This is a genomic window from Rhodococcus sp. NPDC003383, assembly GCF_053589115.1.
This window is the reverse complement of the sequence record NZ_JBSFRG010000013.1, coordinates 1-25,997: the sequence shown is the minus strand read 5'-3', so window position 1 is coordinate 25,997 and position 25,997 is coordinate 1. Positions and strand designations below refer to the sequence as shown.

The 25,997-nt window shown below is 65.1% G+C and carries 30 protein-coding genes and 1 pseudogene; 17 read left to right on the top strand and 14 right to left on the bottom strand.

Going from position 1 to position 25,997, the window contains the following annotated elements; translation table 11 throughout:
- Positions 1 to 150 precede the first annotated feature (150 nt).
- A complete protein-coding gene (locus ACWDTS_RS13510; RefSeq protein WP_450118340.1) occupies positions 151 to 306 on the top strand; it encodes a hypothetical protein in 156 nt (51 codons plus the stop codon).
- A 75-nt stretch (positions 307 to 381) separates the two neighbouring features.
- On the opposite strand, the gene ACWDTS_RS13505 is transcribed toward ACWDTS_RS13510, so the two are convergent.
- The 5 genes from ACWDTS_RS13505 to ACWDTS_RS13485 all read right to left on the bottom strand — a co-directional run bounded on the left by ACWDTS_RS13505 (position 382) and on the right by ACWDTS_RS13485 (position 3,519).
- Positions 382 to 1,332: a phosphatidylserine/phosphatidylglycerophosphate/cardiolipin synthase family protein gene (locus ACWDTS_RS13505; protein ID WP_450118339.1), complete on the bottom strand. Its 951-nt coding sequence runs from the start codon at positions 1,330 to 1,332 to the stop codon at positions 382 to 384.
- Positions 1,333 to 1,827: 495 nt separating this feature from the next.
- Positions 1,828 to 2,424, bottom strand: a complete 597-nt coding sequence (locus tag ACWDTS_RS13500) for a hypothetical protein (RefSeq protein WP_450118338.1) — start codon at positions 2,422 to 2,424, stop codon at positions 1,828 to 1,830.
- A gap of 250 nt (positions 2,425 to 2,674) precedes the next feature.
- On the bottom strand, positions 2,675 to 2,815 hold the full coding sequence (locus ACWDTS_RS13495; RefSeq protein ID WP_450118337.1) for a hypothetical protein: 141 nt from the start codon (positions 2,813 to 2,815) through the stop codon (positions 2,675 to 2,677).
- Positions 2,812 to 3,165: a hypothetical protein gene (locus tag ACWDTS_RS13490; RefSeq protein WP_450118336.1), complete on the bottom strand. Its 354-nt coding sequence runs from the start codon at positions 3,163 to 3,165 to the stop codon at positions 2,812 to 2,814. Before ACWDTS_RS13490 ends, ACWDTS_RS13495 begins: the two co-directional genes overlap by 4 nt.
- 165 nt (positions 3,166 to 3,330) lie before the next feature.
- The gene (locus tag ACWDTS_RS13485) at positions 3,331 to 3,519 is read right to left on the bottom strand and encodes a hypothetical protein (protein WP_450118335.1); all 189 of its coding nucleotides are present in this window, start codon (positions 3,517 to 3,519) and stop codon (positions 3,331 to 3,333) included.
- A 158-nt stretch (positions 3,520 to 3,677) separates the two neighbouring features.
- Here ACWDTS_RS13485 and ACWDTS_RS13480 point away from each other — a divergent pair, with 158 nt between their 5' ends.
- The 4 genes from ACWDTS_RS13480 (at position 3,678) to ACWDTS_RS13465 (ending at position 4,879) form a co-directional block, all read left to right on the top strand.
- Entirely contained in the window at positions 3,678 to 3,860 is a 183-nt protein-coding gene (locus tag ACWDTS_RS13480; RefSeq protein ID WP_450118334.1) for a hypothetical protein, read from the top strand.
- A gap of 222 nt (positions 3,861 to 4,082) precedes the next feature.
- Positions 4,083 to 4,274 (top strand): hypothetical protein, encoded by a 192-nt coding sequence (locus ACWDTS_RS13475; RefSeq protein WP_231414302.1) that lies wholly within the window; start codon positions 4,083 to 4,085, stop codon positions 4,272 to 4,274.
- A gap of 125 nt (positions 4,275 to 4,399) precedes the next feature.
- Positions 4,400 to 4,672 carry a hypothetical protein gene (locus ACWDTS_RS13470; protein ID WP_450118333.1) on the top strand — a complete coding sequence of 91 codons (273 nt, stop codon included), beginning with the start codon at positions 4,400 to 4,402 and terminating at the stop codon, positions 4,670 to 4,672.
- A 3-nt stretch (positions 4,673 to 4,675) separates the two neighbouring features.
- Positions 4,676 to 4,879, top strand: a complete 204-nt coding sequence (locus ACWDTS_RS13465; RefSeq protein WP_247848513.1) for a hypothetical protein — start codon at positions 4,676 to 4,678, stop codon at positions 4,877 to 4,879.
- Positions 4,880 to 5,030: 151 nt separating this feature from the next.
- On the opposite strand, the gene ACWDTS_RS13460 is transcribed toward ACWDTS_RS13465, so the two are convergent.
- The 3 genes from ACWDTS_RS13460 to ACWDTS_RS13450 all read right to left on the bottom strand — a co-directional run bounded on the left by ACWDTS_RS13460 (position 5,031) and on the right by ACWDTS_RS13450 (position 6,325).
- Positions 5,031 to 5,294, bottom strand: a complete 264-nt coding sequence (locus ACWDTS_RS13460) for a hypothetical protein (RefSeq protein WP_301850471.1) — start codon at positions 5,292 to 5,294, stop codon at positions 5,031 to 5,033.
- A 24-nt stretch (positions 5,295 to 5,318) separates the two neighbouring features.
- Positions 5,319 to 5,480 carry a hypothetical protein gene (locus tag ACWDTS_RS13455; RefSeq protein WP_247848515.1) on the bottom strand — a complete coding sequence of 54 codons (162 nt, stop codon included), beginning with the start codon at positions 5,478 to 5,480 and terminating at the stop codon, positions 5,319 to 5,321.
- A gap of 191 nt (positions 5,481 to 5,671) precedes the next feature.
- Positions 5,672 to 6,325, bottom strand: coding sequence for a nucleoside/nucleotide kinase family protein (locus ACWDTS_RS13450; protein ID WP_247848516.1), 654 nt, complete (start codon positions 6,323 to 6,325; stop codon positions 5,672 to 5,674).
- Positions 6,326 to 6,747: 422 nt separating this feature from the next.
- Between ACWDTS_RS13450 and ACWDTS_RS13445 the strand changes: the two genes are divergently transcribed.
- Positions 6,748 to 7,722, top strand: a complete 975-nt coding sequence (locus ACWDTS_RS13445; protein WP_450118332.1) for a S41 family peptidase — start codon at positions 6,748 to 6,750, stop codon at positions 7,720 to 7,722.
- Here ACWDTS_RS13445 and ACWDTS_RS13440 read toward each other — a convergent pair.
- Positions 7,653 to 8,948: a hypothetical protein gene (locus ACWDTS_RS13440; protein WP_450118331.1), complete on the bottom strand. Its 1,296-nt coding sequence runs from the start codon at positions 8,946 to 8,948 to the stop codon at positions 7,653 to 7,655. The genes ACWDTS_RS13445 and ACWDTS_RS13440 overlap by 70 nt on opposite strands.
- A gap of 346 nt (positions 8,949 to 9,294) precedes the next feature.
- On the opposite strand from ACWDTS_RS13440, the gene ACWDTS_RS13435 reads away from it, so the two are divergent.
- The 4 genes from ACWDTS_RS13435 (at position 9,295) to ACWDTS_RS13420 (ending at position 12,309) form a co-directional block, all read left to right on the top strand.
- On the top strand, positions 9,295 to 9,687 hold the full coding sequence (locus ACWDTS_RS13435; RefSeq protein WP_060655249.1) for a hypothetical protein: 393 nt from the start codon (positions 9,295 to 9,297) through the stop codon (positions 9,685 to 9,687).
- A complete protein-coding gene (locus tag ACWDTS_RS13430; RefSeq protein ID WP_450118330.1) occupies positions 9,684 to 10,430 on the top strand; it encodes an RES domain-containing protein in 747 nt (248 codons plus the stop codon). The genes ACWDTS_RS13435 and ACWDTS_RS13430 overlap by 4 nt, the downstream gene beginning before the upstream one ends.
- A gap of 268 nt (positions 10,431 to 10,698) precedes the next feature.
- The gene (locus ACWDTS_RS13425; protein WP_450118329.1) at positions 10,699 to 10,971 is read left to right on the top strand and encodes a hypothetical protein; all 273 of its coding nucleotides are present in this window, start codon (positions 10,699 to 10,701) and stop codon (positions 10,969 to 10,971) included.
- Between the two features lie 105 nt (positions 10,972 to 11,076).
- Positions 11,077 to 12,309, top strand: a complete 1,233-nt coding sequence (locus ACWDTS_RS13420) for a site-specific DNA-methyltransferase (protein ID WP_450118328.1) — start codon at positions 11,077 to 11,079, stop codon at positions 12,307 to 12,309.
- 5 nt (positions 12,310 to 12,314) lie between these two features.
- Here the strand turns inward: ACWDTS_RS13420 and ACWDTS_RS13415 are convergent, their stop codons facing one another.
- Both ACWDTS_RS13415 and ACWDTS_RS13410 read right to left on the bottom strand, forming a co-directional pair.
- Positions 12,315 to 12,884 carry an IS5 family transposase gene (locus tag ACWDTS_RS13415; protein ID WP_072816225.1) on the bottom strand — a complete coding sequence of 190 codons (570 nt, stop codon included), beginning with the start codon at positions 12,882 to 12,884 and terminating at the stop codon, positions 12,315 to 12,317.
- Between the two features lie 44 nt (positions 12,885 to 12,928).
- Positions 12,929 to 13,123, bottom strand: a pseudogene (locus tag ACWDTS_RS13410) (transposase); the annotation flags it as partial.
- A 127-nt stretch (positions 13,124 to 13,250) separates the two neighbouring features.
- Here ACWDTS_RS13410 and ACWDTS_RS13405 point away from each other — a divergent pair.
- From ACWDTS_RS13405 to ACWDTS_RS13385, 5 genes are all read left to right on the top strand, one after another.
- A complete protein-coding gene (locus ACWDTS_RS13405) occupies positions 13,251 to 13,622 on the top strand; it encodes a hypothetical protein (RefSeq protein ID WP_450118327.1) in 372 nt (123 codons plus the stop codon).
- On the top strand, positions 13,619 to 16,165 hold the full coding sequence (locus ACWDTS_RS13400) for a DEAD/DEAH box helicase (protein ID WP_450118326.1): 2,547 nt from the start codon (positions 13,619 to 13,621) through the stop codon (positions 16,163 to 16,165). Before ACWDTS_RS13405 ends, ACWDTS_RS13400 begins: the two co-directional genes overlap by 4 nt.
- 504 nt (positions 16,166 to 16,669) lie before the next feature.
- Positions 16,670 to 17,266: a hypothetical protein gene (locus ACWDTS_RS13395; RefSeq protein ID WP_450118325.1), complete on the top strand. Its 597-nt coding sequence runs from the start codon at positions 16,670 to 16,672 to the stop codon at positions 17,264 to 17,266.
- A 1,185-nt stretch (positions 17,267 to 18,451) separates the two neighbouring features.
- Positions 18,452 to 19,333: a hypothetical protein gene (locus ACWDTS_RS13390; RefSeq protein ID WP_450118324.1), complete on the top strand. Its 882-nt coding sequence runs from the start codon at positions 18,452 to 18,454 to the stop codon at positions 19,331 to 19,333.
- A gap of 158 nt (positions 19,334 to 19,491) precedes the next feature.
- On the top strand, positions 19,492 to 19,713 hold the full coding sequence (locus ACWDTS_RS13385; RefSeq protein WP_450118323.1) for a hypothetical protein: 222 nt from the start codon (positions 19,492 to 19,494) through the stop codon (positions 19,711 to 19,713).
- Positions 19,714 to 19,792: 79 nt separating this feature from the next.
- On the opposite strand, the gene ACWDTS_RS13380 is transcribed toward ACWDTS_RS13385, so the two are convergent.
- Positions 19,793 to 20,932 carry a hypothetical protein gene (locus ACWDTS_RS13380; RefSeq protein ID WP_450118322.1) on the bottom strand — a complete coding sequence of 380 codons (1,140 nt, stop codon included), beginning with the start codon at positions 20,930 to 20,932 and terminating at the stop codon, positions 19,793 to 19,795.
- A 90-nt stretch (positions 20,933 to 21,022) separates the two neighbouring features.
- On the opposite strand from ACWDTS_RS13380, the gene ACWDTS_RS13375 reads away from it, so the two are divergent.
- Positions 21,023 to 21,475 carry a hypothetical protein gene (locus tag ACWDTS_RS13375; RefSeq protein ID WP_450118321.1) on the top strand — a complete coding sequence of 151 codons (453 nt, stop codon included), beginning with the start codon at positions 21,023 to 21,025 and terminating at the stop codon, positions 21,473 to 21,475.
- 204 nt (positions 21,476 to 21,679) lie between these two features.
- On the opposite strand, the gene ACWDTS_RS13370 is transcribed toward ACWDTS_RS13375, so the two are convergent.
- Complete coding sequence (locus ACWDTS_RS13370) at positions 21,680 to 22,333, bottom strand: hypothetical protein (protein ID WP_450118320.1); 654 nt, start codon at positions 22,331 to 22,333, stop codon at positions 21,680 to 21,682.
- A 58-nt stretch (positions 22,334 to 22,391) separates the two neighbouring features.
- Positions 22,392 to 23,279: a 2OG-Fe(II) oxygenase gene (locus ACWDTS_RS13365; protein ID WP_450118319.1), complete on the bottom strand. Its 888-nt coding sequence runs from the start codon at positions 23,277 to 23,279 to the stop codon at positions 22,392 to 22,394.
- Positions 23,280 to 23,527: 248 nt separating this feature from the next.
- Between ACWDTS_RS13365 and ACWDTS_RS13360 the strand changes: the two genes are divergently transcribed.
- The gene (locus tag ACWDTS_RS13360) at positions 23,528 to 25,261 is read left to right on the top strand and encodes a hypothetical protein (RefSeq protein WP_450118318.1); all 1,734 of its coding nucleotides are present in this window, start codon (positions 23,528 to 23,530) and stop codon (positions 25,259 to 25,261) included.
- Positions 25,262 to 25,997: the final 736 nt, after the last annotated feature.

Genomic DNA, 25,997 nt, shown 5'->3' with positions numbered 1-25,997 from the left:
TCATCCTGGAACAGCTCAACAACGGTCCTACCGACGGTGGCTATAGGGCCGGTATCTGCTTCGAGCTGAGCGCACACAGGTCGGTCGGCGGCGGCGTCACGATCGACCCCGCGACCGGCTCCTTGCCCGGACATCGGGGACGATGGAATCTTGCGTGTCTACCAGCACGAACGTGGCCCGGTGCTCCCGACCGTCGAGCGGTACTTCGTCGTCGCCCCGGCCCTGGCGTTACCGAAAGAGCACGCCAACGTCGACCAGTGGTGGACACAAGCCTTCGCCGCCGAGGCGATGCAGCCGGCAGTGTAAGGCGCAGGGGACGTGCCATTTACGCATGTCAGTGGGGTGTACCGGGTAGGCCGCCGGTCAACGGTCCAAAGATGGTCACATCTTCCACAGAGCCAGCACCGCGGCGCGCAGGCTCGCAGAGATGATGCGGTGGTCGCGGTGCAGGCGCGGGTTCGAGTGACCGCGGTCGGTGAGGATGCGCGTGGCGTCGGATATGGCGATGGGGTCGAGGTCGACGCGGGCGCGTAACCGGTAGGCCAGGGCGTGGCGGGTGTGGGGGATGCGGTGTGGGCCGGTGTCGACGACGGCCGGCGGGTCCAGCCGCGTGTCGTCTGCGCTGATCCGGATCACGACGTCGCCGGGCTCGAGGCGGGTGCGACGGTCGGGACCGGGGCTGTCCTCGCGGACCCATTCGGTGCGGTAGCGCGGGTCCGGCCCACCCCTGCCGGGCACAGGGGATGTCGAGCTGGTCTTGTTGTCGGCGGTCGGTGTGTAGTCGTCCAGGTGTCGCAGGAACATCCGGCGTACGGGGGTGGGCAGGAAGTCGTGCTCGAGACGCGCGCGGCTGCCGATCCCGGCCAGGGGGACGACGCGGCCGATCTGCCAGATGGCGGTGGCGCTGTCGAGAAACACCCCGTCGACGACGACGGTGTCCTCGAGCCGGTCGAGGAAGGCATGTGCTGCGGCGAGGGCGCCTGGATCGTCGGTGATCAGCGCGGTTTCGTCGGCGACGGTGGAGGCGTGTGAAGCGCTGGCCGGGCCGACGATCACCTTCTCTGCGGTGACGATCAGACCGGTGTGCAGGTTCGCAGTCGACAGCACCTGCACCCCGGCCTCGAGGAAGTGGGCGAGGGCGGTGGGGGAGGTGGCATGTGCGCGCACGGCGGCGCGGGCGCCGTTGACGATCAGCTGGTCCCCGCTGCGCAGCGGCAGCAGGTCGGGCGCAGTGTGGTCGAGGTAGGCAATGGCGACGCGGCGGGGCCCGCGGCCACGTAGGGCCGCTGTGATGGCCGGCCAGGGGTGCGGTGCGTGCAGGACGGTGTCCACAACCGGTCACCCTATCCGGCAGCACGCTCCGGATGGCCGGATGACAGCCGCGCCGAGGATGTGCATTTTCCGGCGTCGGCGGCGAGTGCACCCAGGGCGGGGGACAGGCCATCTGCCCTGTTTAGGACCGGTGTTCGGCCGTTCCGTCCGCGGTTCGGTGAGTCCGGATGGGCGCGGTCATCGGTCCGCTCTTCGGCGCTGTTGCCGATTCCTGCGGCCCGCTGTGTCCTGGGGGTGGGTGCGCGAGGCCGGGATTCGTGGAGGGGCGGTTTTCTCAGCGCGGCGTCGGGTCCGGCACGCACCGCGCGCACAGCTCGAGCGCACCGGCCGCGGTAGCCGACCGCACCATAAGGCCCGGGTGCTCGGTGACGATGTCGTCGTCGACCTATGTCATCGGCCCCATCGCAGGGGGATGTGTCATCGGCGCAGTGCGGGGACATGCCGTCTGGCCAGGTCAACGCGTATTAATTAGGCAGGTCCGGACCGGAACCCGGTTCAGGCGTCGGGGTGATCGTCGTGTGTGACGCGCTCGGTGGCGCCGGCACCTGCTGTGACCGCTGAGACGGCCGCAGGCTCGAAGGACAAGATCGCCAGACCCGAAATCTTGAGTCGTGGACGGACCTCGTGGTGGCGGGGCTCGGCATCGGGGTGGGCCAGATCGCCCACCCGCACGTCGAGGAAGCGGGCCAGCGCGACGGTCTGCTCCCAACTCGGATATTCGACGCCCACTTCCCAGCGATCGACCGCCGGCTCTTCGGCCAGACATGCGGTATCGACCTCGGGACCGAAGTGTCCTCCCGCATTGAGTAGTTCGGTGAGATAAAACGGGACGAGCTTGCCGGCCCTCCACAGTTCGTACTCGTCATCGCCGGGCTCGACGAACGGTGCGGTGACATGAGCGTCGGTCAGCAGCCGTTGCGCATGCTTGAGTTCGGCCGGCGTCGCGGTGCCGACGCATCGCCCCATCCACGACTCGGTCGACGGTGTTGCACGGCGGCGCTTTCGGCGGAAGAACTCGAGCACGGTTTCTCCTTCGGTGCTGCTAGAGGCAGGTCTGGTTCGGGGATGCGGACCCAGCGTCGTCGGCTGCATCCGCGCCCTGTGGGAAGGGCGGCTCACGCCCGGTGCGCGGGGGCGTGGGTGTGGTGCGGCCGTGTGGATCACGCGTTCACGGTAGCCGGGGTGTTCTCCAGCGGTGTCGGCGTTCTGTCCGCACAGGTACCGGTGTCGGTAGCCGGCGGGGTCGGTTGTGCGTCCGAGGGTGTCTCGGGCCCGGGTATCAGGGTGGATCGCGCATCGTTTCGCTCACCCGCTGAGCTCCACCTCGGTAGGGACGTGCCGTTTATGCAGGTAGAGCGGTCGATATGCAGTCACGGGTCGGCACCGGTCGTGCACACCGGCGCACCAGCGCGGCCAGGTCGGCGAGCAGGATCGGGGTGACGATCCAGGCGAGGCCACACAACGCCGGGACTTCGACGGTCATCCGGCAGTGTCAGCCGGGGTGCCCATCAGCGCGGAGGTCAGCCGAATGGACAGCAGCCGTGCTTCCTCGGTCAGATAGACCGTGAACGGGGAGAGCCGGCGCATTTCCTCGCCGCGTTCGTCGTCGGCCAGGACGATGCGTGTGATCTCGTCAAGGTCGCCGGCCTCGATGAGCTGTTCCCACAGATCGATGTACCGGCCGTACATCGGATGTGCCCATTGCTCGCGGGTGGTGGCCAGCCGCGCCCGGCTGGCGGGGCTGTCGATCGGCAGGTTCTGTGCCTTGATCTTCAGCAGCAGCCCGGTGTGCACGAGCTTGCGCCGGACCATCGTCCTGGTCACCACGGCCACCTCCACGCTCCTTCCACTCTCGCTCCGAGGCTATGTGGTCGACCCCTCGGGCCGGATAGATCCGCCCGGTGTGGGCGTCGGCGGCGGTGTACGTCTACCTCGTGCGGGACGGTCCGGCCGGCGCCGGGGCCGGGGCATGGCGGGTGGGTCCTGTTCTTCCGAAGGTCAGCGGCGGCGGTTGTCCAGTGCCGAGAGCAGGACGAACTTGGTGCCCATCAGATCGAACGCCGCGGCGCTGTCCCCGGCGATGAGGACTTCGCGTTCGCGGGCGTGCAACGCCGCGATGGCCTGTTCGAGTTCGTCGTCGGTCATCGCATCGGCTGCGTCCCCGAGGGCCTGCTTCGCTGCGTCCACGCGGCCACGCTAGCCGGTGCCGAACGATCCGCCAGTGCCGGGAACTGTGCTGCTGCTCGGCGCCTCTCACGCCGTAGCGCCGGTGCGGCAAGGACACCGGGTCCACCACGGCCGGACGATCCGGCCGGGTGCGTGTCGACAACAGGAGCAAACCAACAATGCGACGTTCGATCATCGCGCGGGCTCTGGTCACGGCGGCCACGGTGGGCACCGTCGGCCTGACCGGTGCCGGATTGGCCCAGGCTGCCACCGGAGGCGGCTGCTTCGACAGCGGCTGGACCGAGTTGACCATCGATCTCGGCGTCGAGGGCCAGGTTCTGATGCTCAAGACCGGCAAGTAGGCCGGCTCTTTCCTGCGGCGAAGTGTCGTGCCCGAGGGGTGCGCACGTACCTCCCGTCCGCGTGCTCGGCGATCGGGAACGTCGAAGGATGGGCGGGCACGTGCCACAGCACTTCGCACGTGCGCCTCCCGCCGGCGTCTCGCCGCATCCGGCGGGTATGACCACGGCCGCGTGTCGTGCGGTCGTGGTGGGTGGTCGGTGGGATGTGCTGTGCTGGTGGCCATGACAGCACCCCGCAAGACCGAGGCCGCCGCCCGCGCGGCTGTCGCGCAGATGGAACCGATCATGGCTATCGAAGGCCGGCAGATGAGCGATCGGGACAAGGACCTGCTCGTCGATCTGATCCGCGGGGTAATCACCTTCGATGAGGTCGCGGTCATCATCGCCCGTGAGGCGGGCTACGAGCTCGACTGAGCCATTGTCGCTGCTTTCACACCCGCCTGTGTCGGTGCTGGTGTCTACGGTCGCCGGGCGCGCACAGCTCGCGCGTGCGGCCCCAGACGAAACGGCCGCACCACGACAGGGGAGGGGAGTGGTTGATGCTCGACGACGAGGACCGCGGCTATCGGGACGGCCGACGCGCGGGGGCGCGGTTCGCGCGCAACCCGACACGCGAGCCGAAAGATCCGGCGATCCCGCGGTGGGTGAGCGATCCGCATGTCTACCTGCGCTTCTGGCAGGAAGGCTGGGTGCAGGGCATGTCCGATCCGGACGGCACCCGGCTGCGGCATCCCCCGCAGCCGATCCGAATCCACACCACCGCACCGACACCGTCCGCGACCGAGCAACCCCGCCCCATGAAGGAGAACTGAACCGTGCCGCGAAGTGTCATCGAAGACCGGCTGCGCACCGAGGTACTGAAGGCGATGCCGCTGCCGGACCTCGCCCTCGACGCCGTGGTGGCCGGCATTCCGCTGCTGACCGGTCAGAACACGACGCGGGGCGGCGGGTCCATCGACCTCGCCTGGGGACCGGAGAGCCCGAACCCGTGGGATGAGCACGGCCCCGGCTGGCTGTAGCCCCGTATGCGCCCATCACGGAGGCACCGGTCGCGGCCGGTCCCCGCAGGACCGACCCGCCGGTACCCAGCCGGGATGTCCCCGTACCCACGGCGCGCGGGGACGTGTCATCTGCGCAGTTCACGGCAGGTGTTCGGGGTCGCGCAGTGGGTCAGTCGGTGTTCTGGCTGTGCTGGCGGGCACGCCGGTAGGCGTAGGTGCAGGCAGTCAGCAGGATCGTCGAGCTGAGCAGGATCGGTAGTTTCGCGGTCCAGGACGAGGCGGAGGCGAGCGCGGCCGCGCCGAGCATTAATGCGCCGCAGGCTTGGACGGCGAGCGCGGCGATCTTCGGTGCGGGTTCGGTGGCGGTGCGGGTCCACACGAATCCGGCCAGCAGCACCAGCGCTCCGAGCATCAGCACGACGGTCACGATCACAGGGGCCTCCTGGCAGATAGGGGATCAGCGGCGGGTGTACCGGCGCTGCTGGTGCTCGGCGAGGACGAGCGTCACGACGTCGTCGCCACTGTTCTCGCCGCGCAGCCGACGGCGCGCGACGGCGCTGCCGAGTGCGTGTCGGTGCGATCCCTCGCTGGTTTCCGCTTCGGCTGCTTCCCCGCGCATCGGTTCTCGATCTTGCCGGCTGGCTATGACAACGAGATCCCGCCTCGACCGACGCCGGATCGTTCCGCCGCGTACTGCGTCTGCCCGTGCAAACACGCTGACAGGAGCCTGCGCGCCATATCTCGGGTGCAGTCGGTGTGGCCGGTTCGCCGCCCGGGGTATCGGCAGGTGATGCGCGACCGCCGGATTGCCTATGCAGCAGCGCTCACTTGGTCCGCGCCGATGATCCTTGGGTCGTCGAAATTCGTGTTGTCGACGATGATCGTGGCCTGTTCCCACGGGCGTGCCTGCTCGAAGTAGATGCGTTGGCCCCCGATATAGCGGCGCATGGAGTCGTGTCGAGGGTCCGGGTGGGTTCCGTCCCGTGCCGCCATCCGACGCGCCGTCTCCTCGAACGGCACGTCGAGAAAGATCGACAGGTCCCACAGGTCCACCAGTTCCTCACGGTGAAGAAACAATCCCTCGACCAGTACCAACGCGTCGTCAGGGGCGCGGAGGAGTGGCGGGCAGATGACGGTATCGGTTTCCGAGTCGTACGAGGCCGGGCGGTACCGGCCGTCACCACCAGGTCGCAACGGGTCGAGGGCGTACGACATCATCGCGGGATAGTTGTACAGGTTCGTCCAGAAGCCTTGTGGAGAGTGTTTGCCTTTGGCGTGCCGGACAGGGGCCGGATTGAGGAAATCATCGGCGTGCAACACGACAACGAGCCGTGGATGTAACTGCTGCACGAGTTTCGCCGAAAAGGTGCTCTTACCGCTTCCGTCGACGCCATCGACAGCGATGAACGCTCGACCGGGCGGACAGATCCGATGCACCTCTTCTGCGATGAGCTCGACGACCATACTCACAACTACCTACCTAGTGCGTGTCGATGGGATGGTTTGAACACTATCGCTGTGTCTGCCGGCGCAGACACCGACAGGGTCGTGCGCGATACATCTCGGGTGCGGCCGGTGCGCCGCGCGGCCGAGTCCGGGCGTCGACACCGCCACCGCAGTCGTATTCGTTCCCTTTCCGCCGGCGCGCTCACCATCCAGCATGGGGACATGTCATCTGTGCAGTTCACCTCGATACGTCCGGGCCTTCGAGTGCACCGCCTGCGCGAAGACGGTGACCGTCCCAATCGCATGGATGTCAGGGGGTGTGAAGTCGCTGTACGTCGGTCTTCGTAGTGTGGGCGTCTATGACGGCTTCTGCTCCTTCGGATTCTCCTTCCACCGGCACAGACTCGTCTGCACGCAGGCCGCGGCGTCGGTAGCCGGTAGTGCTGTCGGTGCTCAGCGCCGTGGTGGGGCTGGTCGGGGTCTCGGGTGCGTGGGCGGTGCATGAGTTCGGTCCGCGTGTCGGTGTGTATCTGGGGGCGCCGTCGCCGCAGCGCTACGCCGAGATCGCTCTGGATCTGATGGAGAACGGGTACTACGCAAGCGGTCCGGAGTGGGAAGCGCAGCGCGCTCGTGTGCAGGCTGCCGCCGACGGCGCTGCGAGCATCCAGGAGTTGCATGGCCCGCTGGCGGCGGCGGTGAAAGTAGCCGGTGGCAAGCACTCGTTCTTCCTCGATCCGGCGAAAGCGGCCCGGTCGTCCTCGACTGCCACCGCCGAGTTTTCCGAACCGACGGTCACCACGGTGGACAGCATCACCACCGTGACGATTCCTGCCTTGGGCGCGGTGTCGGACGAGTTGCAGCAGCGCTACGCCGACGCCGCAGCTGTCGGCATTCTCGGCGCGGCGGATCGGACCTGCGGGTGGATCGTCGATCTGCGCGGCAACACCGGCGGCACGATGTACCCGATGTTGTCCGGCCGGACCCCGCTGCTCCCGAACGGGACCGCGATGACGTTTCGCACCCGTAGGGGCGAGGACATGCCCGTGACCATCTTCGACGACGGTGCCGGGATGGGCGGTACCACAATCTCGGTCGGCAACGTCCCCAAAATCACGGGCCAGCCGGTGGCGGTGCTACAGGACGGTGACACGGTCTCGAGTGATGAGGCGGTGCTCACGGCATTCCGCGGCCTCGACAACGTCCGCTCGTTCGGGGCAGAGAGCGCGGGATACACGTCAGCGAATTCGGTGCGCCCGCTCTACGACGGAGCACGCTTGGTTCTCACCGAGAGTACGTATGTCGACCGCGACGGCGTGAATCTCGCTGAGGAACCCATTGCTGCCGATCACCGCACCTCCGGGGACGGCGCTGAGGTGGCCGCGCGGGAATGGCTGCGCGCTCGCGGATGCAACTGAGCAACGACACCGCTTCGACCGCTTCGGATGGGTCTATGCCGTCGGGGCAGTTCAGTGCGTATTCGACCGATCACGAGTGTCACGCCCACATCTATCGAGGCACGGCGTGGAATCCGTAGGCGCTGATCGCGATGGCACTTTTCATGTTCAGAGTCGTTGCCCGCGCCGCACTCGGCGAAGCTCGCACGGACCGACACTCGAATATTCAACCCGCTACCGTCCCCACCACCGCCAGCGTCGTCGGCGTTCAGTCCGTCGGCGGGCGTGGGGTGAGGCCCCCGGGCACCGCGCGGTTGAGCCATTTTCGCGGCGCGTCGATTTCCTCGAAGTGCTCGCGCCCCCCAGACGGGTCTATCGGAGACGGATTGCAGCCTGAGTGTGGCATCGCCGGCCGCGGTGGTCAGCACGGTCACGCACATACCGCCCGTGGTGGTCAGCACGGTCACGCACATACCGTCCGTGGCGCAGGCGCAGTCATCGGATTCGACCCGCATAGCCAGGCCCCAGGTCGGGTCGGTCAGCGCCGATACGAGTTCATCGTGCCGTTTCGGTACCGCGGGATCGTATTCGAGCCACATCTTGGTGGTGTCCGGGCCGCCGGCATACGCATAAGTGCGGTGGGCGGAGCCGAACGAGGTGAAGATCGCGATCCGCCGCAGGAGCATCGACTCCATCCGCACGCGGGGTTCCGGTGACACCGATGAGGGATGGTCCCTGAGTGCGAGCTCTGCGGGGGTCCACCGCTTTTCGTGCCACAGCGGTGTGCCGTTGCCCTGCACCTGGCGAGAATGTGCGCTCCGCAGCGCATTCCAGTCGGTGTCGGCGGAACCTCGAATGATCACGCGAGCATCCGTTTCGACGAGTCCCAGCACAAGGTCACGACCGTGGATGTGCAGAATGCGCACTCCGAATCCGGCCGCCGGACTCCCGCCGTCTGCGCCCGGGAGACAGACCTCGAGGAATGTGGCGCTGACGTCGACCTTTCCGGTCGCCCCGTCCAGGAACACGATCGGCACGTGGGCCTTGCTCAACCGGATGCGTTTGACGTGGAAAGGATGTGCGGACGGGCTTCGGATCTCTCCCAAGGCGCGGAACACGGTGGCTTCGAGTTCCTGCTGGGCGGGATCGGTCGAGTGGAGAAGCGCCGGGCAGGGGCGATGTTGCATGCGAAAGGCGATGTAGGAGCGCGATTCTCCGGTGCACGTCTGAAAATTGACGGTGGGCATGTGTCAGACCAGTCTCTGCGTTGCTCACCTCAACGCGTTTCTGTAGACGTGGGCACCAGCCGAACACTCGGGAACATCACTTGTCTCTGTCCCAGCGTCACGGTGAGTGTCGCCACTGGGAAACGGTTCACAAGCAACCGCCGCACAGCGTAGCGGCACCGGTGAGGCCGGGCAATGCGGAGGGGAAGGATCGCCGGCTGCCTCCAGTCGGACTGTGCCCCGGAGCCCGAACGCCGGACCTGTTCGGAGTCGTCCACCCCGACGCCGTCCCCGCGCAGTCGCTCAAGGTGGGAACCTCGACGGCATCAAGACTGTGATTTACCATGTGATCAGGAGGTGGATTGCTATGACGACCGCACACCCACGCCCCGACCTCGCCGCCTACAACGACGCCGCCCGCATGACCCAATCACAGCTGGTCACCGCACTGCGCGACCTACTCGGCGCCAAACTCGTCGCCTACCTGGGCAAGGTCAAGGAAACCCGCGCGGTGCGCCAGTGGGCCGAGGGCACCCGCACCATCAACAACGACACCGACGTCGAACGCCTGCGCATCGCCTACCGCGCCGCCCGGCTGATCGCCGAACGCGACACCCCCGCGGTGGCGCAGACCTGGTTCCAGGGCTTGAACCCGATCCTCGACGACCGCCCGCCGGCGCTGCTGCTGCGCGAAGGCGAGCTGTCCGATGTCGGCCCGAAGGTCCTCGCCGCGGCCCGGCAGTTCGCGGCGGTCGGATGAGCGCACCGGACCGCACGCTGATCTCCACTCCGCGCGGTGATGTCCGCTGCGTCCACGTCGCCGGCGCGGCCGCCTACCGGGTGGGCTACCCGCCGACCTCGTGGGAGCGGACACCGTGGGAGTTCGCCACCGACGGGCGCTTCACCGGCCGCTGGGACGATCCGGCGGGGGTGTGGCGAACCCTGTACGTCGGGGCGACCCGCCTGTCCTGCTATCTCGAGGTCCTCGCCTACGCCCGTAAGAGCGACGAGCTCAGCGCTGCGCTCGATGAGATCGTCGACGACGACGGTGGTGAGTTCCCCACCATCGCGCCGGGTCGTGTCCCGCGGTCGTGGATGTCGTCCCGGGTGACCGGCAGCGGCACGATCACCGGACGGTTCGTCGTGCCCGGCGACCCCGAGTCGGTGGCCACCTTGCGAACCCTGTTCCGGCCGCATGCGATCCGGCTCGGTCTGCTCGATCTCGACACCGCGGCGATCCGCGACGGCCGCCCGCGTGCCCTGACCCAGGCGATCTCGCAGTGGGTCAACACTCTTTCCGATCCCGGCGGTGAGCCGGTGGCCGGCATCGCGTTCGAGTCCCGGCACGGTGACGGGCTGGTGCTCTGGGCGCTGTACGAGCGTCCCGGTGACGGACCGGTCAGCAAGAACGTCACGGTGCTGGATTACGGCCCGGTCGAGGAGCACGATCCCGATCTGATCGAAGCGATGCGTCTGCACCACTTGGTCTGGGAGGACGACTGAATCATCGGCTCGCCCAGTGGCTGCCGCGGTGTTCCTCGGGAGGGGCCGATCCGATCCACGCCACCCCTATGGGCTATCAGTGGCTATAGCGAGGGGCCATACCGCCCCTCGCCATCCCGGGACGGGCTTACCCAGCCGTCAACCGCAGCAGCGCCGCCCCTCATACACCGAGCGCCGGGGTTTGTCGCTGAGTAACGAAATTCCTAGAAGATCGAAACTCTCCACGAGACTGTTACTCTCTCTACCAGAGTAGTCAATCTAACTGAAAGTGGTGGTTGTGTTGGGAACAGCGCCTCGTCGTCTGAAGTTGACCTTCGAGTTTTGCGTGGCCGAGGGAATCAGCAAGAACATCCAGGACCGGCACCTGGAGCGAGCCGTTGACAAGATCGAGACGTCTGTTCGAACGATGGCGGCGGAGGCATTCCCTTGGGCTGACCGCCTTGAGGTAACACGCGAGTGGAATTACGCATGGTGGTCGGACACTGACTACGCGAGCGAGACCTACGGCCTGCCGAAGAACGACTTCAACTCCCCGAAGTAGCCATCGGGACCGTCACACCGTGTAGCGGACTGGGGTGCGCGCGCCTCACACGCACTCCAGTGTGAGCCGTTGCCTACTCACGAACGAAACAGAAGGGCCGCCGTCGTGTCCAGAGCACGTCTCGAACTCGTATGGCCGGGCAAGGATCAGTTCCTGCTCATTCCGAAGGATGACAACGGAAAACCTGTCTGGGTGGATCGGGATCACCCGGCAGCATCGGAAGTCCGCGTTGCAGATTTCGTCGGCACGGTGGGAGAGACCGACGACGAGCATCCGCACGCCGACAACCTGTTGTTCATAGGAGACAGCCTCGACGTGCTCCGCATCTTGTGCGAGGTCCCTGAGTTCCGCCAGCAGTACCGTGGCAAGATCAAACTGATTTACATTGATCCTCCGTTCAACACAGGTCAAACGTTTGATGACTACGACGACTGGATGGAGCACTCCACCTGGCTGTCCTTCATGCGCGAGCGACTACTTCTTCTCCGCGATCTCCTCGCGCCGAACGGTGTGATGTGGCTGCACCTGGACAACTTCGAGTCTCACCGTATGCGGTGCCTCCTAGATGAGATATTCGGCGCAGGACAGCATCTCGCAAGCGTTGTCTGGCAACGTACGTCGGCCAAGAGTCTCGCCCGGAAGACTCTCGGAACCATGCACGAGACCATCCATGTCTACGGAGCGTCAGAGCAGGCTTCTCTCAAGTCTGTGTACTTGCCTCTCGCTGACGAGTATGTGGCAAAACGCTTCACCAACAGTGACTCGCGTGGTGTTTACGACGCCGGTGACCTCACGGCCTCAAGTTTCCGTCCCCACCTCGACTCCGGGAAGCCGTGGCGTGGCCACGACCCGAGCGAGCGACGTCGATGTTGGGCTGTCCCTCGGTCTCCACTCGAAGAAATCGGGCTGACCGAGGTCGAGATCGAAACTCTGACCATGCGGGAGAAATTGGATGTACTCGATAAGCATGGATACATCCACTGGCCCGACGCCGGCGGATTTCCTCGGTTCAAGAAGTACCTGCACAAGGCGAAGGGAAGAGCAGTCGGCGACCTGTGGACGGACATCACGGTCATCAACAGTCAGGCCGCCGAGCGAACCGGGTTCTCCACGCAGAAGCCAGAGGCACTGATCGAAAGAATTCTCCTCATGTCCACGGAACCAGGAGATTTGGTTCTCGACTGCTTCGCCGGATCAGGAACCACAGCCGCCGCTGCACACAAGTTGAATCGCCGGTGGATTACAAGCGAAATTCTTCCTGCAACGGCGGATTCGTTCATCCTGCCCCGTCTCAAAGCGGTCGTATCCGGTGAGGACACCGGTGGGATCTCTAACTGACGGTTTCAGAATGATCTCCGCAGTCGCCTCAAACAGATGATGCTGCACGCGAGTTCGAGCAGCCCCTGATGCAAGTCCGCTCGTACCTCGGAACGTGTTCGCAGACGCTTGAACTGGTGCAACCAAGCGAAGGTCCGCTCGACGACCCAGCGGACCTTGCCGAGCCCGGAGCCATGCGCGGCGCCTCGGCGGGCAATCATCGGGGTGATCCCCTTTTCGCGAAGCAGGTTTCGGTACTTGTCGTAGTCGTAGCCTCGGTCGGCGAACAACCGGCGGGGCCGATTCCGCGGCCGGCCCCGCCGGCCTCGAATACGGGGGATCGCCTCGACGAGCGGCATCAGTTGAGTGACGTCGTGGCGGTTTCCGCCGGTCAGCGACACCGCAAGAGGGGTTCCGTGCCGGTCGACGATCACATGGTGCTTGCTGCCGGTGCGGCCGCGATCGACCGGTGAGGGTCCCGTGTGATCCCCCCTTTGAGGGCCCGCACGTGCGAGCCGTCGACGGCGACGTCGTCCATCTCGAGCAACCCGGCGGCTCGCAGCTCCGCGAGCAGCATCTCGTGCAGCCGCGGCCACACCCCGGCCTCGGTCCACTCCCGCAACCTGCGCCAGCAGGTCACTCCGCTGCACCCGATCGTCTCTGCCGGCACATCACGCCAGGCCACGTTGGTGCGCAGAACGAACATGATGCCGGCCAGGGCGACCCGGTCGTCGACCGGCTTGCGCCCCGGAAACCGGAACCGGCGGGCAGATCTGGGCGGAAGCAGCGGAGCTACACGCTCCCACAGATCGTCAGGAACAAGATCAACAGACACTCTCGACACGGTGCCCGAAACCGTCCCGGAACGCCATCTACCACGCCGAACTCATTCTGAAACGGTCAGTAAGTCTGCGGAATGGAGCGGTGGAGGCGGGTTCCGAACGGTGAAGGTGGGGCCTTCGATGTATGAGGACACGCCTTTCGGAGTCGTCCTGTCGGAGTGGGCCACGAACGGCAGGTTTGCCCGCGCGGTGGCTGGCCAATTGGGCTTCGAGTGGCAGGCAGATGATGCACCATTTTGCGGGGTGCGCGGCCGGATGCGGCTCGCGGTTCTCGACGGTGCTGTCGGTGAAGAGGAAGTCCGTCAGATCGTCGGCGCCCTCGACGACAAGCAGCGTGTCACGATCGTGGCGAAGTCCATCCTTCCCGGTGCCGAGACCGCGCTCGCCGAAGTCTCGAAAGGCTCCCGGATACGCAAGGCTCCCCGAGACCTCCTGACCTCAGGTGCCCGCCGAATGCGCCGACGCACCGGCGCGGAAGGATCACCATTGTGAGCATCCCTTACGATCCCGGACTCGTCGAGCAGGTCGCCTACAACCTCGATCTACGTGAGCCGAACCAAGCCGCCCTCGATGCTCTTGCACGCGCACTGGACACGGCCGATCCGGGCACGGAGATGATCGCGGATCTCGCCACCGGCGTCGGCAAGACGTACATCGCCGGCGGACTGCTCGACTACCTTTACGAGTCGGGAATTAGAAATGTCGTGATCGTCACACCGGGTTCGACGATTCAACGCAAGACCATTGACAACCTCACCCCGGGCCATCCGAAATACCTTCGTGGTCTGCAATGCCGACCGATGATCATCACTCTCGACACTGTCGAACGGGGGGAAGTCGGCGCGGCACTTGAGGACCCGGACATCTTCAAGGTGTTCGTGTTCACCGTGCAGTCGCTGCTACGCCCGAACAAAGAAGATCGCCGACGTGCCGACAAGCCCCACGAAACACTCGGCACCGCGGTCCGGTCGTATCTCGAGAACGCCGACGACCTGGTCGTCATTGCTGACGAGCACCACGTGTACTACTCAGGCTCGGCGAAGAAGTTCGAGGCCGCCATCACCGGCCTGAGACCACTCGCCACCGTCGGCCTGACCGCCACGCCACACGAGAAGTCCCTTCCCCTGCGCGTCTACCGGTACCCGCTGTCCGAAGCGATCGCGGACGGATATCTCAAGATCCCCGTACTGGTGTCCCGCCAGGACGGAATCCACGACATCCGCACCCAGCTTGCAGACGGGCTCACGCTGCTCGACGCGAAGCGCGACGCGATGCGTGCGTACTGTCGGCAAGTCCGTGGACGCAAATACGTCGAGCCGGTGATGTTCCTCGTCGCAACCACCATCCAGGAAGCCACCGAGTACCGGGACCTGTTGATCGGCTCCGACATGCTTGGCGATCCGGACCAGGTCCTGCTGGTCACCTCAGATCAGCCTGATGCCACCCTCGACCAGCTCGACCGCCTGGAGGACCCGGAGTCCAAGATCCGCGCAGTCGTGTCGGTATCGATGCTAAAAGAGGGATGGGACGTGAAAAACATCTACGTCATCGCCTCCGTGCGGTCGATGGAATCGAATCTGCTCACCGAGCAGATCCTCGGCCGCGGCCTTCGGCTGCCCTTCGGACAGCGCACCGGCAACCCGATGCTCGATACGGTGGAAGTACTCTCCCACAGGTCTTTCGCCACTCTGCTCAAGCAAGCGAAGGCACTCATCGAAGAAACCCTGGGTGATCGGACCGGCGACGCCACCGTCGTAGCGAACCCGTCACCGGGGCAGCACGATCCAGGTGTCCCCCTCGGCGAGCAAGGCTCGTTGCCGTCGGACTTCACACCGCCCGAGTCCGGGGCCGTCGACATTCTGTTGCCCGGCTCGGCGGCATCCGACCCGGATCAAATCGGGCTGTTCGACGAGGACGAACTCGAGGTCGATGCAACCGAGCAGAGCCACCTGGGGCTGTCCGTGTCGACGATCGATGCGCGGGTAGCCACCGGCCAAGCGTCGAGTTCGGTGCTGACCCGGAAGCTCGAGCCGCGTTCTCCAGGCGGGGTGAAGATCCCACTTTTCCTGCCGTCGGTCGTAACCCGGTGGGAGCGTGACCCGTTCTCTCTGAGCCAGATCAACCTGGCCAGTGTCGAGGCGCTGGGACGAACATTCGCCGAGGACAACGCTCCTACCCTGACCCGCAAGGCCATCGACGCCGAACGGGGAGCCGACGGCACAGCGCACGTGGTCATTCGTGACGAGGTCGAGCAGATCGTCGCGACGCAGACCACCTTGCCCTTCGACACGATCGAGAGTGACCTGGTCGCACGGCTGATCCGCACCAACGCAGTGGAAGCCACGACGACAGAGATCAACGCCGCAGTCAAGATCGCGCAGGTCTTCCTGAAGGGCGCGGAGGTGGACGAGAAAACTCCGTGGCGTCCCGAGCACGGGCGGCTCGCCACGGCCCGCCTGACCGAGTGGATCGCGGCGAAGCAGACTTCGTCGCCGGCCCGTGAGGTGCGGGAGGTGAAGCCGGTCAAGTGGCCCGAGCCGTCCGGCCGGTACGAGACACGGCCACCGGCGGATCGGCAGGTGGTCACCGGGTCCAAGGACTTCGAGAAGGGTTACCCGTACTCGGGCTGGACGAAGTCGGTGTACGAGATCAACAGCTTCGACGCGTATTCGACCGAGTTCACGCTGGCATCGCTGTTCGAGCAACCCGGGAGCGTTCGCGCGTGGGTACGGATCGACGAGACAGTCCCCCTGCGCATCACCTACCTTGCCGGCGCGGTCCAGCGCCAGTACGAACCAGACTTCATCGTCATCGACGACGAAGGCGTGCATTGGATCGTGGAAGGCAAACGAGACAGTGAGATGACTTCGCCCACGGTGATCGCGAAAAGGGATGCCGCCGCGGCCTGGGTCAAGACGGTCAATGCCAGCGACGACGTTCCGGAACAGTGGGCCTACGTGCTGGCGTCGGAATCGGTCTGCGCCGCCGCGAACTCGTGGCAGGCAGTGAAGGCCGGCGGGCAGGTTTTCAGGTGATCGTGCCGGGTTCCGAACTGTGCCACAGAGAAGCGAAAAAACGCACCGATCATTGACCCCAGACCCGACCGGATCGCCCCGCGGGTGGGTACGGCACGCGCAGGTGTCGGTGCGCTCTGGGATGATCGGGGACCATGACCGGACATCTCAGAAGGGACCGATGAGCAGGGCGACCAGGTGAAGGTCAGCCCGGTGGCGCCTGTCTTCGCCACGCCGGTATCGAGTCGAGGGCGAACAGCCAATGGTCATCGACCGCCAGCCCCTCCCAGACCAAGCTCGCACACCTCATCCCTGCTCCGCGATGTCATCGTCTGCGCGACGCAGCTACTGATACAACACCGACCAGACAGGAGTGAACAGGCGTTGAGCTGGGAACTTCCAGAACCTGCACCTTGGATCGCGGACTTGCCCCGCGATCGGCGTGGATTTCCTGCTCCGGCGGAGGCTGGATGGCAGGACGGGGAACCGATTCTGAGCAAGGTTGCGACCGATCGCAAGGTCGCATTGGGGGTGCACCGTGCGTGCGCGGTCTGCGGCTACGAGTTGCCCACGGGAAACACGGTGTACCGGGCCTTCGCCCAGTCCGACGCCGCCCACATGCGCATGTACGAGCGCGAGCGGTCACATGACCTGGCAGGCCCACTGCATCTCTCGTGCGTCCTGTATTCGGCGATGGCGTGCCCGTACCTGCGCGAGAAGAAGTCCCGACTCGGGGGCCGGAACGAGATCAATCCGGGGGGCCGACGAGGCACGAGGGCGGCGATCATGGGTTTCGCTGACTTCGGTCTGATGGTGTATGCGGGGCCCCACCAATTCCTCGACCCGAATGCCCCGATCCCGATGTTCGCCTACCTCGGCCTGGTCGAGGACATCGGCTACCGGGACGGTCGAGAGCTCCAAGAACGCTACGAGCAGGCCGTCATCGCCGACACCACGGTCATCGACACCTCGAAGCCCCGGTTGTACTGGACGGATGCAGAGGCGGACCGCAGGCAGCTCGTACAGGCGCTCAGGAGTTCGTTCCAGACGCTGCAACGGTCCGAACCGGCATTCCACCAGACGGTGATGGGTCAGGGGCGATATGTGGCGCACGTGATGTAGACCGGGTGTCGGCGGCTGCGGGCGCGGCGCGCCGGAAACCGGGGACACGTCATCTGACGAGGTGAACACCGCGATGAGACTGCGGCATCGGCTCGACGGCGAATCGGTTGCCGGAAGAACTGTTAGGCCGTGAAACGTTTGTGTCGTGACCGGCGATGGTGCAGTGGAGTCGGCTTCATGCTGACACACCGAACATACGTTTCCGGATCACTCCCCCCGAGATCCGGGAGCGGCTGGGCCATCTATTCCCCCTGTTGGTGGCCCGAACTGCCGGAAGGCTCGACCAGAACCCTCCGCCGGTCGAGCCTTCCAGCGAAGGCGCGGTGTAGAGGCGAGCGTGCGCGGCGCGGGCCGAGCCGGGTCCCAAGGAACCACCACCCGGAGACGGGTGGCGAGCGGCGTGAGGGACGTGTCACCGACACGGGTGCACGCGCTGCGGGGGGGGCTGATGAGCGGTATCGACTTCGGCGGTGAGCTGCCCGCGGCGATCGTGCGGTGGCTTGCGGCTCGGGGGTGGTGCACGCCCCGGGTGTGCGGCCACCACATCTGATCGATCGCATGTCGGTGAGTCCGCCGGTCGAGCCGGGTCGGACACGGCGGTCTGGTCTATCGTCAGTCGGCCGCGGAGGCCGACTTCCGCTGGGGGTCGGGATCGCCTCCGCTACTGCTGTTCATCGGGGAGGGCCCATGATGGGGTGCGCCGTGCAGTTCGCGATGCTCGCCCTCAGCGGAGGTGCCGGCTCCAGAAGTCGTTGTCCGCCTAGTCTTCCGGAATACTCATCCCAGCCAGGTTCATTCGTGGACAAGTGTGGAGCCGATCGGTGCGGAGCGGTGGCCTACCGGTAGGGGTGCTCGATCTCGCTCGGACACTCAGTTGGGTCCGGTAGCGGCCATGTCGTCGGTTCCGTCGCAACGCCCCGATGTCCAAGCTCTCAGCTCCGGCTGGCAGGGCGGTCGAGGAAATTCGAAAAGTCGTCAGAAGTGGCCGCATGCCCGCGTTCTGTAGGAGAAGTTGCCGCATTGCGATTTCGAATTCTGCGCGCACCGACCGCTTCAGGGGTCTCTTCACTGTGTTGCAACGTGTCGGAAAAGTGTCTCAGCGTCTCGTAATAACAGGTCTCAAATGCGAAGTGACCCCTGGACTGGGTGTGTGCGGAGATGCATTCTCGGTGCCAAGGTGTGGTCATGTCCATGAACATCCAGGCGCCTGTGCCTCCGCAAGTGACCGGCCCGACCCCACCTCCGAAGTCGACTCCGGCGTCGTTGCTCCAGCAGATGATCAGGCTCGAGGCGCGCCGCTACACGCCTATCCGGCATTGCTTCGTCCAGCAGCACTCCACCGTGTCCGCTCTGGACCGTAAGGGCGTGCTTGCGGACCTCGTCACTGCTCGACGGGGCAGGGAGTTGAACGCGTACCTGGCACTGCTGATGAACCACAGCCAGATCGTGAAGCAAGCGGATCAGCCGTGGCCGGCGGCTGTGTGGGCGCGGGCCTTGTCTTCGAGTGAGACCGAGCTGCTGCCGAATTCGGCGATCAGCCGGATCTGGAAGAACCTGGAGGAGCACAAGCTGATCGAGCGGTCCCGGGTGTGGAAGAGAACGCTCGTGCTGCCGCGCGACGAATCGACGAAGAAGAAGTACGCCCGACCGCGTCCGGATCTGGTCTCGGAGGATCAGCGGCCACACGAGAACTACTTCATCCTGCCCTCGGCCTACTGGACCGATCGCTGGCACACGGAGCTTGACTTGCCCGCTCGCGCGGTCTTGTTGATCATGCTGCACGGGACCAGCTCGAAGGACGATACCTACCTGCCGTACGAGAAGGCCGAGAGCTGGTACGGGATCTCCGCGAAGACAGCGCAACGGGGAGTCGACGAACTGCGGGCGAAGGATCTGCTCGAGGTGACGCGAAGGGAACGTGTGGTCGCGGACTTCTCGGCCACCGGGTACGCGATCCACACCTACTACGCGTTGACCGGCCCCTTCAGCCGCGCAGCCCGCGAGAAGTTGCAGGCGACTACAGCGTCCGAATCGGAGGCGCGAGCAAGTATGCGGACCGACGAGTAGAGCCATGCCTTCGCGCAGACGATCGGTGTCGCCGGGGACATGTCATTTATGCAGGTCAAGAGATCAGTGGCAGGGAGGTTTCAGAACCATCCTGTGAATCAGCCGCCCAGGACGCCGTAAGTGGTGACCGATAAGGAACTAGCCGAAAGGCACCCAGCATGAACATCAGTGACGTCCTCGTCCCCATCACCGAGGCTCAGCCTGGCGCGGCCCTCGCATTGCTCGTGTTCTTGACCGCGGGGGTCCTCGGGTTGGTCGGCTTGGTGGTCTGGACCGTGGTCGGGGCGGTCAGGGAGAAGAACGACTCGACCACCTACGACCGCATCGTCGGTCTGATCAGGGTCAGCCGGCGCACCGACGATGAGGATCCCCGGAGCTGACGGCGCCGCCAGCGAGGCGGCTCCCACCTCCGCGCTTGACGACGGTCCCTGCACCCGGTTGGGTGCGGGGACCGCGTCGTCATTCTGCCGGCGTGTGGTTCATCCAGTCGTTGATGATCTGCTGGAGCACGGCGGGCCGCTTCTTTCGTACCGGTTCGATCGCCTCGACGTGGGCCTTGACCTTCTCGGTCCACTCGAGGTTGAACTGGTAGGGCAGTCGGTCGGTGGTGCGGGTGGCTCTGGTTGGTGTGCGCCGCAGCTCGTCGTAGGGAAACAGGTCGAGCATTTCGAGCATCTGCTGCGGGGTCGGTGCGATTGGGTCGCCGGGCTTACCCCAGCCGATCAGTGTGTTGCCAGCGCTCTCGACGCACACGCCTCGTTTGTGTGAGATGTCGTGGCGGATCTGGCGGATCTCGTTGAAGAATTCGGACCCGATGTCGTTCTTCGTCCACGGCTCGCCGGCCTCGTCGGAACCGTGCGCGGCGGCGAGGCGGGGCCGGTAGGTGTCTTCCCAGGCTGTGTAGATGTTGGTGACCCACTGCTGGTAGGACATCCGGAAGATCGGGGGAGGTGTTCCTCCGGTCATCAGGGCCTGCATGGACGCAGCGAGGTTCATGGGGGTCATGACGACCGGGTCGGCGGTGCTCGCAGCGGTCAGTGTGGACATGGGGATGGTGCGGTTGCTGGCCTCGTCGACGAACGTCATGGTCGTCAGGTCCAGGTGGTCGCCAGTGGCTCGATCGGACGTCTTCGCTTCGAGCCAGCGGTTCACGTTCTGGGAGAGACCGTAGTTGGCGGTGAGGGCGAGGATTAGTGAGGTCCGGTACTCCTCGGCGAAGTCTGCGATGACGTCGTCGATGGTCTGGACGGTCAGCCGGTCGTCGGTGACGAGCGTGAGGTGCGCGGTCTGGGCAGCATCGCGGACGACGGACAGGAGCGCCCGCAGCTCAGCGTTTGTTCCGGGCGCGGTTGTGATGGCCTGGAACTCGCGGAGCGCGGTGACGAGTGGGGTGATCACTGTGGCCAGGGCACTGGCTTCGGGGGGCATGTCCGCCTCGCCGGTATGTAGGTAGTCCCCGAGCATCACTTGGAACCCGTCGAGCGCGGTGCGCCCGACCCTTTGGCTGTCATCAGGCCAGGCGTCCAGGATCGGGTTGAGGCTGCCGCGGACGTGGGCGGCGCGTTGGGTCCATCGGCCGAGCTGGTCATCGAGAGGCATCCGATGAGGCTACGAGGCGGAGGGCAGACCGTCCGCGGGGTATCCAAGGATCCTCGTCGTGATCGCGTCTTCCGTGCGAGCCTGACCCGTATGACCAACGAGACGACCGTGGATTGGGCCGAGCGGGATCAGGCGGCCCGGAATGCACTCGGTGTCATCTGCGACGATCCTGGCGAAGTCAAGCAGGGATGGCTGGAGGTCAGGCTCAGAGGCGAGCTTGTCGGAAGGGTCTCCTTCTTTCCAGAGAATGACTGGTTGGTCGAGACAATCGAGATCGAGGTGTTCGAGGCGTACCGATTTCGGAAGGACATCTACGCCAAGGGCGAGTACCAGCCGAGGTACAGCATGTTCCTCATGCAGGCGCTGTTCGATCAGCTCGCCGGCTACGAAATCCGCGAGAGCCCTGGGACGAACAGTGACGCGGGTGATCGTCTGCTCCAGCGAGTGCGGGAAGACTACGGTCTGCCGTACCACCGGCCACGGTGCTTCAGACCAGAGGGATGCATCTGCGGTCTCGGCCTCACGCGGGCACAGGTCGGATAGAGGAGACGGCCGGTTGCCCAGCACTCAGAAGGGAGCGGGGTATGCCCACGTGCGTTCGACAGCCGCAGTCCCGCCAGCCCCTCGACGGGACTGGCGGGACTGGCGGGACTCAACGGTTTGCCAGCGGCCGTATTCGCGACATGACAGAGCCGTTGCTGAACTCGAAACCGGAGGCGCGGACTGTCGGTACGTCACCTCGGAGGGCTAGGTGCAGGTGATTCGTGCGTGGGCGGCTCCCTTTCTCTTGACGAGGAGGGCGAAGTCCCCGACCTGGCCGGTGTGCGTGAGGTGGGTGCCGCCGCACGGGATGGCGTCGAACCCGTCGATCTTCCACCACCACCTGTCGGGGTCCGAAGGGTCCTGGTACCGGTGGATAGGGAGGTCTCGGCGGACGAGACCTTCGAGTACGTCGACGATCTCGGACTCGACTATCGGGCCGTCGGTGGGGAAGCGTTCCACGTCGACCCGTGCGCGCTGGTCGGTGATGTCGCCGCCGGTACTACGGCGAGGCCCGAATGACTCGACGGCGGCGATGTATGCAAGGTGCTGAAGCGTGTGGAGTCGCATGGTCCGCCGCCGGCGATCCGCCGATACGTGTGCTTCGACAAGCTCGCCGGACCTGATTGTCTTGGCCTGGTCGGGGTCGCAGTGATGCAGCACGCGGGTCATGTGGGAGTCGTAGACGGTGTCGAGAACGGGAACATCGCCGATGAGACCGGTGTCGCCGTGCTGTCCGCCGGACCGTGCGTAGAACGCGGTGGCCTCGAGTTCGATGATGCCGCTGGAATGGACTTCGGCGACTCGGGTGGTGAAGTCCATCAGTTCGGGGTTGTGCCGGTGCAGTTCGATGTTGGTCATGGTGGCTCCTTGGTGGGGCCGCCTCCGACGGAGACGGCCCCACCGGGGTTGATGTCGGTCAGCTCCAGAGCAGCAGGTTCCCCTCGGGAGCGAGTCCGAGGAAGACCGACCACGTCACCCGCCGACCTTGTCCGCCGATCGGGTCGACCGAGTGGATCCTGGTGGTCGGGAAGAGGACCAGGCTGCCCGTGCTCGGGGTGACACCGGTGAAGGACACTCCGGCGATCGCCTCCGGGGAGTATCCGTACCCGAGCGTGTGCTGCGTGTCGTCCTCGTGTGACGGCTCCTTGTCGTAGACGCGCAAGGCGCCTCCGGCCGAGGGTGCCTCCAGGTAGTACAGGAGACTCGCTTGGGCGACGACTCGACCGATCGAGAGGTCGGGTGTCTCCTTCCGCGCGTGGTCAATGTGCGGAAGGGCACCCCCGTCGATGTTTCGCAGGACGCCAGCGAAGTACGGGCGGCCAGCTTCGTCGGCCACCGCCACGTCGCCGTTCCACAACGGTCGCAGGAACTTGAGTGTCACATCGAGCGGATGCGGAACGTTCACATGCGAGAACACTTCGCGCATTCTCTGGGAGGACACCTCGGTCTCGTCCAGGTACGGCGAGAACTCCTTCCCGATCCAGTCGAAGACTGTCGGGCCGAACTTCGCGATCGGGCTGATCTCCGCAGAGTTCGTGGTCTTCTCGTACGGCGCGTAGGACAGCGACCGGGTCGTGGTGACCACGTCCCGGCAGTAGTCCTCGTTCAGGCCGCCTCGGAAGTGCAGGAGCGGCGCATCGGGTTCGAACGCGCTGCGCAACTGTTCGCCCGACAGCGGTGCCTGCATCGGTGATTGCGGGAGGGCGACTTCGCACGCCGTGCCGCGGAGACGTGTGCGACTGCGGGCGGCGTGCGACGGCAGGCGTGTCGCCACCGGCTTGTCGCGGGAGATAGGTGCGAACATGGCCTGGCCTTTCGGTGGAGGTCGAGGCCGCCGGGTTCAGCGGTTACAGAGACTTCTAGCGGACATGAATGGGAGGGGACTAGAGCTCCTCGTGGCCGCCGGAACGCTCGAAGGCTGGCTAAGTGAAACGTTCACCCTCGTCGTTTCGAACGTTCGTAGTGAACCGGAAGCTCGGTGCAGGCTCTGTCCCTAGGATTCGAGCAGCAGGTGGAGAAACCACTGGCTCCGAAGCGTACGGAGGACGACTGATGCCCAGTGATGAGGTAAAACCGCAGGTCGAGGCGTTGGCATTCATGGTTGTGCAGCGCAACGTGGACCTCGGGGGCAGACCCAGCCTGCGCTCCCTGTCCGATCTCATCGGAAAGTACAACAAGGTGAGGGGACTGGAGGGATCGAATCGTGTCGCTTCCAGCCCGGCTAGGCTGTCGACATTGTTTTCCTCCGCTGAGGACACTCGACGTGAGGACACGGTCCTGAGGATGCTTTGCGAAACACGAGATTTCCTGGCAGCCGATGAACGTTCACCTTCAGTACCTTCGAAGCTCACGGAGTGCATCGCCAGGATGAGTCCCGCGGGGAAGGCGGGCGATGAGTACGCCGGGTTTTGGAATGACGACACACCGGTCGACCACATCATGCGGATCGCCGACGATGTGGAAGAGAACGGTGACAGCGAGACCGCGGCGGCGGCGCATAGCGAAATCGCGCTCCGAATGTCGCGGCCGAATGCGCCAGGTGGCCGCTCCGAAGCGATCGATTTGGCCCTGGAGCACGCGAAGCGTGGCCACGCGCTCGCGATGGACATCCCAGAGAAGGTCCGGACTACCGGGGTCAAGCGATCGGCGGCAAGCTGCGCGCGCACGGCAGCGTGGTCGCTGGTCCAGCTCTACCGGTCGGACGTGAAGACGCGCGTCAACCGCGCCGAGCTGAATGAACGACTCAAGGACCTGATCCACTGGAAGAACAACGAGTTCTTGGCCGAGAATCTCAACGGTCGACCGGTGGCAGCCGCTCTGGCCAAGTTTCACCAAACCCGTGCTCAGGCGCTGGCAGAGCACGACGCTCAAGGCGAGATTATGGCGTTCGCCGAAGTCGTTGCCGTGATCATCGGTAGGAGAAGCGACGATGGCTCATGGCCCCCCGACGTGTACTCGCAAATGTGGTACCACGACATGACGGCGATCATCACCCGCCTGTGTGCGCTGGACTGGGCATGGGCCGATGACCCTGAACGATCGCCGGGATATCGGCGTGGCTTCCCCGAGGGGACCGACAAGATCGTGTCGGAACTGTTGGACTACTACGCCGCAGACGATGAGGACGCACGGCGCGCGAAGAAGAAGGCTGAGGCGATTTTCCGCCTCAAGAAGCACACCGGGGAACTGGACAAGTTGTACGCCTCCGATCCAGTTGACCTGGACGGAATCAAAAGCCTGATTTCCGCAGTTGAGATCGATGAGTTTCTGTACGCCAGCGAAGCGGCAGGGCTGACCGCGATAGGACTGTCGAGGTACGCGATTGCGGTCGCCGATCTGATCAAGGCCAAGAGAATATCGCTCCCCTGGCTGGAGCCGCACTCGCTACTACCGACGGCGAAGGAAATCTGCCTGAGAGCCCGGAACGGCACCCATGACCGGACCTTCGGCAAGTTCATTCAGGGGCGCGTCGACTACTACCTCCACGAGATTGAGCAACGACAATCCGTGGCCAACGACTCGGCCGAGTCCGAAGACGAGAAACGGGACGAGGAGGAACCCTTGCCGGAGAATGGCGGAGACTGCGGCCCTGAGCAGTACTCCGCCGCGGTCAAGGATCTGATGGACACGCTGGTTGTTAAGACGCTGATCGAGGCGGGCGCAGAGGAGGACTGGATGCAACTGAAGGAAGCTCAGGTGTCGATCATGAATACCGCTGAGGCAGTCAGCCGATACATCGGTGACCTGGTGGCCGAGCGGTTGGACGATCAGGAGCGGGGCGCGTGAATCTTCGTGCTTGACCATCCGTTGCCCTACGCGTGCCGCACCAGTTAGCTTCTGTGCGGGCGAAGATGTCCGGGGGCTCCCTCGCTCCGGTCCTTGTCGCCTCACCGGCGCAGACCGCTGGACTCAACTCAGCCTGACATGCAGGGGATCGCACGCATCGTCGCCGCCTCGATCGGCTACGTGATCATGTTCCCTGCTCGAGGCCGGCGCCGGTGGTGTGTGGGGCCGGCGCCGGGTGGTGGGGGTGTTGGGTGGGGTCGCCGCGCGATCGATTCGGTTTTTGAATTGTGTTGTGCTGCAACGTATGTGGTGAAAGTGGTTGTTGTGTAGTGGAACCGACGTACTTTGCGCAGGCATCATGTATCGATTCGATGTTTTCTGTTGTGGAAGTGCGTATTTCGGTTCCGATTGGTTCGTGTCGTGTTCGGGATATCCAGGGGCGTCCCGGGGTGGTGGGGTATGATGGAGGCATGACATCGGGACGGGTTGAGAGCGACGGGGCAGGTCGGACTGCGGCGCGCGCAGCGCGTCCCCGTCTCTCGTTCGGGTGTGGGGGAGTCGAGGGGGTGACAATGAAATATGTTGGTGAAACTGTGATTTCGATTTCTAGCGGAGCGCAGCGACGCGTTCGACGGCAGCCTGAGGTGACGCCCCGCGAGCCGCGGAGCGGCTCCCTGGAGGGGAGCGCAGCGACCCTCCCCGTTCCCCGGCGCGGAGCGCCGGGGAGAGCGCCGCG